The organism is Tardiphaga sp. (assembly GCF_044340795.1).
Lineage (GTDB): Bacteria > Pseudomonadota > Alphaproteobacteria > Rhizobiales > Xanthobacteraceae > Tardiphaga.
The window spans coordinates 1-7,928 of the sequence record NZ_JBIISY010000264.1; the positions used below are offsets into that span (position 1 = coordinate 1).

Consider the following 7,928-nt stretch of genomic DNA (forward strand, 5'->3'; position numbering starts at 1 on the left):
GCGGGGCATCAAGGTCCTCTTCGTCCGACCGGAGAATGCCGCGTCCGCAGTGGTGTCCTGCCTGGCGGCATCTCCCGCCGGATGGCGGAAGTCCCGATGTCCCGCGTGACGCCGCAGCTTCGGCGTCCACCGCATCCCGCTCCGCAATCGTGACGATGGCGATCGCCCCTCTCGGGTGGAGCAGGACGACAAGAGGCTAGCGTAGACACAACCTCAGGTAAAGAACAAATCGTGAACTATTTTAGAGTGCCAAGGCTAGTGCCAAGTCCACGCGCACAAAAAAGCCGGCCGCGCGGATCACCCGCACGGCCGGCCTGAATACGCGACCGAAAACTTACAGGCCGGTATAGCCCGCTTTCACCGGATCGTTGCTGCCATCGAGCTCACGCAGATAGGTCAGGCCGCAGACGGTGAGACGGTGCATGTCGGTCTCGCCGCCATCAAGCAGCGACTGCAGATAGCCAGTCACCTTGGTGCGCGCTTCGTCGCTCGCGGCTTCGGCGCGATTGGCCATGAGATTGTAGGTCTGCATGATACGGTCGATGGCGATTTGCATGTCGTCTTTCCCCTTAGACAGCGCTTCGTTGAACACCACGCCCACCTAGTTCGGCGGCGTGGCCTGGAATTGGGCAATCGCCCGATTGGCAAGGCGGAGCTTGTTGCCCTCGCCGCGGTGAAACATCTGCACGATGATTTCGAGCAGCCGGTCGTTGGTGACGTAGGTGTCCGGAATGGCGCCGGACCGTCTCAGGAAATTTGCCGCGATCGCATAGGCATCGCCCACGGCCTCGACATTCATCACTTTCAGACCGCGTTCGACCAGCATGACGAGACCTCCGATGATGCGGAGATAAGTTGTGCCGGGGAACTTGGTTCCATCACGCAAAAGCTATTTCAGAAATGGGGCCGCAAGGCGTCGCCGCGAGGATGAGAACAAGGCGCGACAGCCTGGGGACAGCATGTTCGCATGAACCACCGCGGGCCACACGTAGCGCAAACGAATTCGCGCGCGCATGGAGACGCGATTTGTTGTCCAGAGATCCTCGAAGAAATATCTCTGCTGCGCGTCACTCGAATGCAGGAACGTCACCATCGATGCGGAATTGTCGCGACGACATCCACAACCGACGGAGACCCTCATGAAGAAGCTTCTTATTGGTACCGCCTGCGCATTGATGCTCTCGACGACCTTCGCTGCCGCACAGTCCAGCCAGGGCAAAGGCGGCGCAGCGATGACCGGCGAGTCCGCCGATCCGAGCAAGACGCCCGGCGCCGGCATGGCGCCCGGCAATCAGCCCAAGGGCGCGATGACACGGGACAATGCAGGCACCAGCGGCATGTCGAACAGCAAGAACATGGGCGGCGCCAACAAGAACGGCGATGGCCAGATGACCAAGGGCGGCATGAACAAGTAGTTCTGCACGAGGGCTGCGCTCAGGCGCGGCCCTCCCCGCCATGATCACGAACTCTGGCCGAAGATCGCCCACACCACGAAGGTGATCGCACCGGCGAGCAACACGGCGACGATCGCTGCGAGCACTTCGTTTTCCCGGGCTTCATCCTTGCCGTCGAATTTCACGCCATCGAACCTCTGTTCATGCGCAACGCGTTGCGGATAGCGGCGTTCCTCGTATGGTTGTCAGATACTCCTGCCCGCACCATATTCAAGGAACGATCACGCCCCTGATCGCCGTGGGCGGTCACGGTGTCGGGATCATGGAGGCTGATATGGCACGCCAACAACTCTCGCTGTCGCAAGCCCTGCTCCTTGTCATCCTGTTCGCGATGCTGGTCTTCGCCGTTGTCTGGGCGTCCATGGCGTGGACGTCTGAAGACGTCACCATGTCGATCCATGGCTGGATCGCGCTGGCGCTCGGCACCATCTTCTCGCTGCTGATCGGCTGCGGCCTGATGGCGCTGATGTTCTACAGCAGCCGCAGCGGCCACGACGAGACCGCGACGCCGGTTGTTCTCAAGGATCGGGAGAGCCGCGATCCACAAAGCTAGCCGGCCGCATCATTCTACGTGCAATGAGTGGCAGCGCGCCCGCAGCAAATGAAAAAGGCGCCCTGAGAAGGCGCCTTTCTCGTGTCGCGCAGAGATGATCGTTCACGCTCGACAACTAACAACCGACGCGGAGCGCCCGAAGCGAGCCCCCGCATGCCCCAGCCACGGGAGTTTATTTCAGAGACGTATTGAGGCTGGTGAACTTGGTGTTGAGCGTGGTGCCCAGACCATTCACCACTGCGATGATCGCCAGCGCGATGCCGGCAGCGATCAGGCCGTATTCAATGGCGGTGGCGCCGCGTTCGTCCTTGAGAAAACGGTTCAATAAAACCAACAAAATCCCCTCCTGGTGCTGAAAAACGGGCAACCGGGATCGCCGGTTCCCTGACGAGGAACCTGCCGAAAAGCATTTAAGATTTTACCAATCGATTTAGCTTTTCGGACACGTCCGGAAACAGTCCCCCTCCGTCGGACAACGCGGGCGAAGCGCCGCCCGCCCTCTTTCGCCGCCGCGACACTATCGACAGGAACGAAGCCGATAACTTCCTGTTTCACCGCCACACATGCCAAGGGAGGACATCATGGCTGAACGTGAAACCGGCAATCTGATCGGCACCGACAAGGTCGAGGGCACCGCCGTCTATGGCGCCGACCGCGAGAAGATCGGCTCCATCGAGCGCGTGATGCTGGAAAAGGTCAGCGGCAAGGCATCCTATGCGGTGCTCGGCTTCGGCGGCTTTCTCGGCATCGGCGAAGACCACTACCCGCTGCCGTGGCAGGCTTTGAAGTATGACACCGCGCTCGGCGGCTATCTCACCAATGTGACCAAGGACCAGCTCGAGGGCGCACCGAAGTATAGCAACGAAGCCGACTGGGACTGGCAGGACACCGGCCGCGCCCGCAAGGTGGACGACTACTACGGCACGCCGTTCGTGTGATGGCACGTGTCGTTTGATGCAAAGGGCCCCGGTTCGCCGGGGCCTTTTCGTTTGCGGACGGGATCGGCGTGCGCTGCCGAAACCTTTCCGGCTCACCGGCATTTCCGCAGGCATATGCCGGGTGACAACCGGCCATAACGGGGATGATGGATGCGGCGGTTTTGCCGGTTTCTCGCCGCGACAGCAACGCATCGGTACGCGTGGCAATCTGACCTGTTCCCGGCATATGCGCTGGCACTGCGACCCCCAACGCCCTTCGCCGCTCCATCTCCCTGCTGCGCAATTATTTTGGTCCCGCGATGAACCTTTCCTTGTCCGGGACGTCTACTTCACGTGGGTGGTCCCCCAAGCGCCCACGGTCCCCAGACTGGAAGCCCCGTTCCCCCGACGGGGCTTTCGTTCGTTTGAGCGCCCCCAGCAATCAGCGTTGATGTACCCATCAGCTTGTTGGAGCTTTCTGGTGAAGGTCCGTTACCCATAAATCACCACCTTCGATCCCATCGGAAAACGAAATTCGGTGGGAAGCGATGGACTGGCAAAGCGAACGCGACAAACTGTTGGCGGACACACTGGCCTTCGTCGAAGGCGTAAGCGCGGCTTCGCCGCCGCTCGTGCCGAGCGCGCCTGTTGTGCAGAACCGCACGCCGGAGCCTGAGCGAAGCGATATCGACATCCGCCGGGAAATGCAGGAACGCCTCAGCGCCTTCCGCAACCGCCAGCGCCTTCAGGCGATCGAGCGCGACGTCTTCTACGAGCAGGCCATGCAGCGCATCCGCGCGGTGACCGAGCAGTGGGCCTGACCCGCGCGCATGTTCTCCTATTTCGAACGGGTTGCCGCCGATCTCTGGGACGGCCACTGGGACACGATCGTCCATACGCGAAACGCCTGCGACGTCGAGCGCCTGCATCTCGAAGCCGCGATCCTCTGCAAATATGGCAAGTCGCTGAGCCTGCGCGGCTCGCCGGAAACCGTCCGCGTCACGCTGGCGGCCGCCCGTATCGACGCCGAAACACGCGACGCGCGGAGACGGGCGCGCGTGCGGCAAGCATCGATTGACGCTGCCGATCGACCGCGCAGCTGCTCCGTTCATGCGCAGCAAGCGCAGGATGGGGTGAGCACAGAGGAAACATGTCTGGCAGCTGCTGCCTGATGGCGACGAGGTCCGGGGGCCGCGGGCCTCGCGCCACCTGCTTGGCTATGCCTCGACTGCAGTCGCGCTCCGATACGCAAATCCTGCAGGAAACAGCGAGGCATGTTCGGGATGTCTCGCATCACTGAATGTCGTCAGGACATCGTGCCTGCTCAACAGGCGCGCTCTTGGGCTTTTCGCTGTCGTATCCGTTGGTCTGCAGCAGCCGGACATGCTCGGCCATCAAAGCTTCCCAGTCGAGGCTCGAAGGGCCGACGGCCTCCGAACCAAAAAACCTGCGCACTGTTTCTGTGAGGTTCATATCGACCTCCCTGGATGGCAGAAGCTCGTTAGGCTGGCGAGCGCGCGATAGGTTCAAGCCCGCTGAACAATATTGCAATTCGGTATTTATTGAAGCCGTCCGCCTCGGGCAGCCCACGTGCTGCGTTTTCCCAAAAGAAAAAGGCGCCCGTTGCGGGGCGCCTTTGTCGTTGTGATTAGCCATCTGCATCTTGCGTGCAGTTTGGCGTTGCTTTCGGAGGGCAAAATTCCGTTAGCGGCAGTGTCGACTTGGAGGGTCGAAGTTCTTGGAGGCGTAGGATGGGTAGAGCGAAGCGAAACCCATGCTGTCTGTCGTTGCGGCAAACTCGGCCGATGGGTTTCGCTCCGGCGCTCGCGCGCCTTCGCTCTACCCATCCTACGAGATCAGAGGCGATACAGGATCTGGTCGGTCCAGAAGCGCTCGAGGCGGTGCAGCGACTTGTTGAGGGTCGCGAATTCCTCGTTCGAGATGCCGCCGACCTGCTCCACCGTCTTCACATGCTTGGCGTAGAGGGCCTCGACGATGTGGCGGATTTCCTGGCCCTGCTGGGTCAGGCGGATGCGGACCGAGCGACGATCGACGCGCGAACGCTGATGATCGAGGAAGCCGAGCTCGACCAGCTTCTTCAGATTGTAGGAAACGTTGGAGCCGAGATAGTAGCCGCGGGTGCGCAGCTCGCCGGCGGTCAATTCCTTGTCGCCGATATTGTAGAGCAGCAGCGCCTGCACCGAATTGATGTCGGCACGGCCGCGACGATCGAACTCGTCCTTGATGACGTCGAGCAGACGGCGATGCAGCCGTTCCACCAGCGTCAGGGCTTCCAGATAGAGCGGCTGGACCGGCGCCTGGCCGGGAACGAGATCGACGCTTTCCACCGTCGCAACGGACTTCATCATGACACTACCCCTGCTGTCGTTTTTATCGACTTATTCGACGAAACTTGTGTCCCGTCTGATAGGTCCAACTTAAGCGGCGGCTTTGAAGAAGCGCCTAAAAAAGACGATAAAGAGAACATGAATTTGCGAGGGTAAATCGTCGATTAAGTCTACAAAAACAGGGCTTTTTGCAGGTTTTGATTCACGCTGTGAGGTCGATGTTGCCATCATGTTCGCGGGTGTGTCCGGATGCGGGACAGGATCGTTCAAATGCGAAAGAATGGGGTAAGATTCCTCACCGGCCTGTTAGGGTGACCGGGAGGTTACCGGGGTTAACGCGGATAAATTTCCTCAAATTTGAAGGAATTTTCCCTGTGTCCCGGGCGCGATGCAGCGCGAAGCGGTGCTTCGCAGAACCGGGACCGTTAAAAACGCCGGCGTTTGCGACGGTCCCGGCTCTGCGGAGCGGCATAAAGGATGCCGCACCGCGTCCGGGACAAGAGAGATTAAGCCACGCCCCTCGCCTGCCCGCCCCAATAGGGCGCACGCAGTGCCTTGCGATCGATCTTGCCGAGGCCGGTCACCGGAATCTCCGCGACGAAGTCGATGCTCTTCGGCGACCACGGCGCGCCGCGCTTGTCTTTCACATGCGCCTGCAATTCCTCGACGGAATTATTCGCGCCGTTCTTCAGCACGACGAAGGCTTTCACCGCCTCGCCCCACTTCGCATCGGGAATGCCGATCACTGCAGCCGACGCCACCGCATGATGCGCCATCAAGGCGTCTTCCACTTCGCGTGGATAGATGTTGAAGCCGCCGGAGATGATCATGTCCTTGGTGCGATCGACGATATAGAAGAAGCCGTCGCTGTCTTTGACCGCGACGTCGCCGGTGTGCAGCCAGCCGCCGCGAAACACGTCTTCCGTCGCATCCGGGCGCTTCCAGTAACCATCCATCACCAGCGAGCCGCGCACGCAGATCTCGCCGGGCGCGCCGATGGCGACTTCGTTGAGATCGGCGTCGAGCAGCTTTACTTCCACCATCGGATTGGCGCGGCCGCAGGAGCCGAGACGGCCGGGCTTTGAATCGTCGTGATCGATCTTGCGCATCGTCGTGATGATCTGCGGCGCTTCGGTCTGGCCATAGAGCTGCACGAATACATTGCCGAAAATGCGCACGCCCTCGCGCAGGCGATCCGGCGACATCGGTGCTGCGCCATAGACGATCATGTCGAGCGACGACGTATCGTATTTCCTGCGCAGCTCCTCCGCATCGATCAAGGCGTAGATCAGCGTGGGGACGAGGAAGGTGGCGGTGATCTTCTCCTCATGCACCACGCGCAGATAGGTCTCCGCGTCGAAGCCCTGGACCAGCCGTGTAAAACCGCCGCGCAGCATCACCGGAAAGATGGTGATCCCTGCGGCGTGGCTGATCGGCGTCGCGGCGAGATAGCGAATGTCGCGCGGCCAGTCCCAGTCGGCGATGATCGCAAGGCACATGGCGACGACGACGCGATGCGGGTTCATCACGCCCTTGGAGCGGCCGGTGGTGCCGCCCGTATAAGAGAGCCAGCAGATGTCGTCGACATGGCTCTCGTCGACCAGCGGCTCAGGCTTGATGGCGGGCAGTTCGGTGAGGAGATCGCGCACGCCATCGACAGGGCCGAAGGAATAGAGGTGCTTGAGGCTCGGCACGCGCGCCTTCAGCGCCTTGCCGCGTTCGGCGAACTTGCCGCCCTCGACGACCAGCACGTCGATCTCGGCGTCTTCCACGATAAAGGCGTGGTCGTCTTCGGCGGCCATGGGATGCAGCGGCGTGTAGCGGATGCCCATGATCGCGGCGGCGGAAATGGCGGCCCAGGTCTCGGCGCGGTTGCCGGAGAGAACAGAGAGGCCGCTGGTCTTGGTGAGACCAAGGCTGCGGAACAGGCCGATGAAGCGCGCGACCACATCGCCATATTCGCGATAGGTCCAGCGCGTGTCGCCATCGGCAATGGCGGGCTGGTCGGCATAGCGGGCGATGGCGCCGACGAGAAGGCTGCCGACGGTGCCGCCGGAACGAAGATGGCTCACTTGGTTCTCCCTGTAGATGCGAGACCGTTCTGTGCGGTCTTCGCTTATGACGATATCATCCTATGGCGGGCGTTCCCGCGCCGCCATCCATGCCAGCGCAAGATAGGCTGCGAGAAACGCGGCCTGGATGCCGACCACGATGAGATTGCCGCCATAGATGGTCGGGAACATCAGCTCGATCACCGCCATGGAGACCACGGTGGTGAGCCAGACCACAGCGCCCCACGGGGTCGCCAGCCAGAGGCCGACGGCGCTGACCAGCTCGATCACGGCGAAATAGACGGTGGCGGACTGCCAGGCCATGGACTGGGCCTCGAAGGCCTCGTCCTCGGTGCCGACGAAGCCGGTGACCTGCGCCCAGTGATAGAGGCCCTGCAACATGGAGACGACCGCCATCACGCGCAGGAACAGCACCAGGCGGCGGGTCCAGACATTCTCGTCGCTCTCGACGCGCTCCGCCGAGATGGCCGCCACCGACATGCCAAGGGCGTGGTCGCGCGCGGCGGCGTCGCGGGGCGTCTGCTCAGACATGAGCCACCTCGGGCTGGACGGCCGGGGTGTTGAGATGGAACAAGGCGCTCGGG

General features: G+C 61.6%; 12 protein-coding genes. 5 read left to right on the forward strand and 7 right to left on the reverse strand.

The features are described from left to right. Nucleotides 1–334: 334 nt before the first annotated feature. Together ACIQ17_RS28020 and ACIQ17_RS28025 are read right to left on the reverse strand one after the other, a co-directional pair. The gene (locus ACIQ17_RS28020; protein ID WP_398472655.1) at nucleotides 335–556 is read right to left on the reverse strand and encodes a hypothetical protein; all 222 of its coding nucleotides are present in this window, start codon (nucleotides 554–556) and stop codon (nucleotides 335–337) included. A 45-nt stretch (nucleotides 557–601) separates the two neighbouring features. Beyond that, complete coding sequence (locus ACIQ17_RS28025) at nucleotides 602–826, reverse strand: hypothetical protein (protein WP_398472656.1); 225 nt, start codon at nucleotides 824–826, stop codon at nucleotides 602–604. Between the two features lie 313 nt (nucleotides 827–1,139). On the opposite strand from ACIQ17_RS28025, the gene ACIQ17_RS28030 reads away from it, so the two are divergent. Further along, on the forward strand, nucleotides 1,140–1,415 hold the full coding sequence (locus ACIQ17_RS28030) for a hypothetical protein (protein WP_398472657.1): 276 nt from the start codon (nucleotides 1,140–1,142) through the stop codon (nucleotides 1,413–1,415). Between the two features lie 313 nt (nucleotides 1,416–1,728). Next, nucleotides 1,729–2,007 (forward strand): hypothetical protein, encoded by a 279-nt coding sequence (locus ACIQ17_RS28035; protein WP_398472658.1) that lies wholly within the window; start codon nucleotides 1,729–1,731, stop codon nucleotides 2,005–2,007. A 172-nt stretch (nucleotides 2,008–2,179) separates the two neighbouring features. Here the strand turns inward: ACIQ17_RS28035 and ACIQ17_RS28040 are convergent, their stop codons facing one another. Next, on the reverse strand, nucleotides 2,180–2,344 hold the full coding sequence (locus ACIQ17_RS28040; RefSeq protein WP_398472659.1) for a Flp family type IVb pilin: 165 nt from the start codon (nucleotides 2,342–2,344) through the stop codon (nucleotides 2,180–2,182). A 244-nt stretch (nucleotides 2,345–2,588) separates the two neighbouring features. On the opposite strand from ACIQ17_RS28040, the gene ACIQ17_RS28045 reads away from it, so the two are divergent. The 3 genes from ACIQ17_RS28045 to ACIQ17_RS28055 all read left to right on the forward strand — a co-directional run bounded on the left by ACIQ17_RS28045 (nucleotide 2,589) and on the right by ACIQ17_RS28055 (nucleotide 4,096). Further along, on the forward strand, nucleotides 2,589–2,945 hold the full coding sequence (locus ACIQ17_RS28045) for a PRC-barrel domain-containing protein (protein ID WP_398472661.1): 357 nt from the start codon (nucleotides 2,589–2,591) through the stop codon (nucleotides 2,943–2,945). A 527-nt stretch (nucleotides 2,946–3,472) separates the two neighbouring features. Next, on the forward strand, nucleotides 3,473–3,745 hold the full coding sequence (locus ACIQ17_RS28050; protein ID WP_398472662.1) for a hypothetical protein: 273 nt from the start codon (nucleotides 3,473–3,475) through the stop codon (nucleotides 3,743–3,745). 9 nt (nucleotides 3,746–3,754) lie between these two features. Further along, nucleotides 3,755–4,096 carry a hypothetical protein gene (locus ACIQ17_RS28055; protein ID WP_398472663.1) on the forward strand — a complete coding sequence of 114 codons (342 nt, stop codon included), beginning with the start codon at nucleotides 3,755–3,757 and terminating at the stop codon, nucleotides 4,094–4,096. 121 nt (nucleotides 4,097–4,217) lie between these two features. On the opposite strand, the gene ACIQ17_RS28060 is transcribed toward ACIQ17_RS28055, so the two are convergent. From ACIQ17_RS28060 to ACIQ17_RS28075, 4 genes are all read right to left on the reverse strand, one after another. Further along, nucleotides 4,218–4,397: a hypothetical protein gene (locus ACIQ17_RS28060; RefSeq protein WP_398472664.1), complete on the reverse strand. Its 180-nt coding sequence runs from the start codon at nucleotides 4,395–4,397 to the stop codon at nucleotides 4,218–4,220. A gap of 383 nt (nucleotides 4,398–4,780) precedes the next feature. Further along, a complete protein-coding gene (gene ldtR / locus ACIQ17_RS28065; RefSeq protein WP_211908875.1) occupies nucleotides 4,781–5,293 on the reverse strand; it encodes a transcriptional regulator LdtR in 513 nt (170 codons plus the stop codon). A gap of 485 nt (nucleotides 5,294–5,778) precedes the next feature. Next, a complete protein-coding gene (locus ACIQ17_RS28070; RefSeq protein ID WP_398472665.1) occupies nucleotides 5,779–7,344 on the reverse strand; it encodes an AMP-binding protein in 1,566 nt (521 codons plus the stop codon). Between the two features lie 60 nt (nucleotides 7,345–7,404). Next, nucleotides 7,405–7,875, reverse strand: a complete 471-nt coding sequence (locus ACIQ17_RS28075) for a DUF6163 family protein (protein ID WP_398472666.1) — start codon at nucleotides 7,873–7,875, stop codon at nucleotides 7,405–7,407. Between the last annotated feature and the right edge of the window lie 53 nt (nucleotides 7,876–7,928).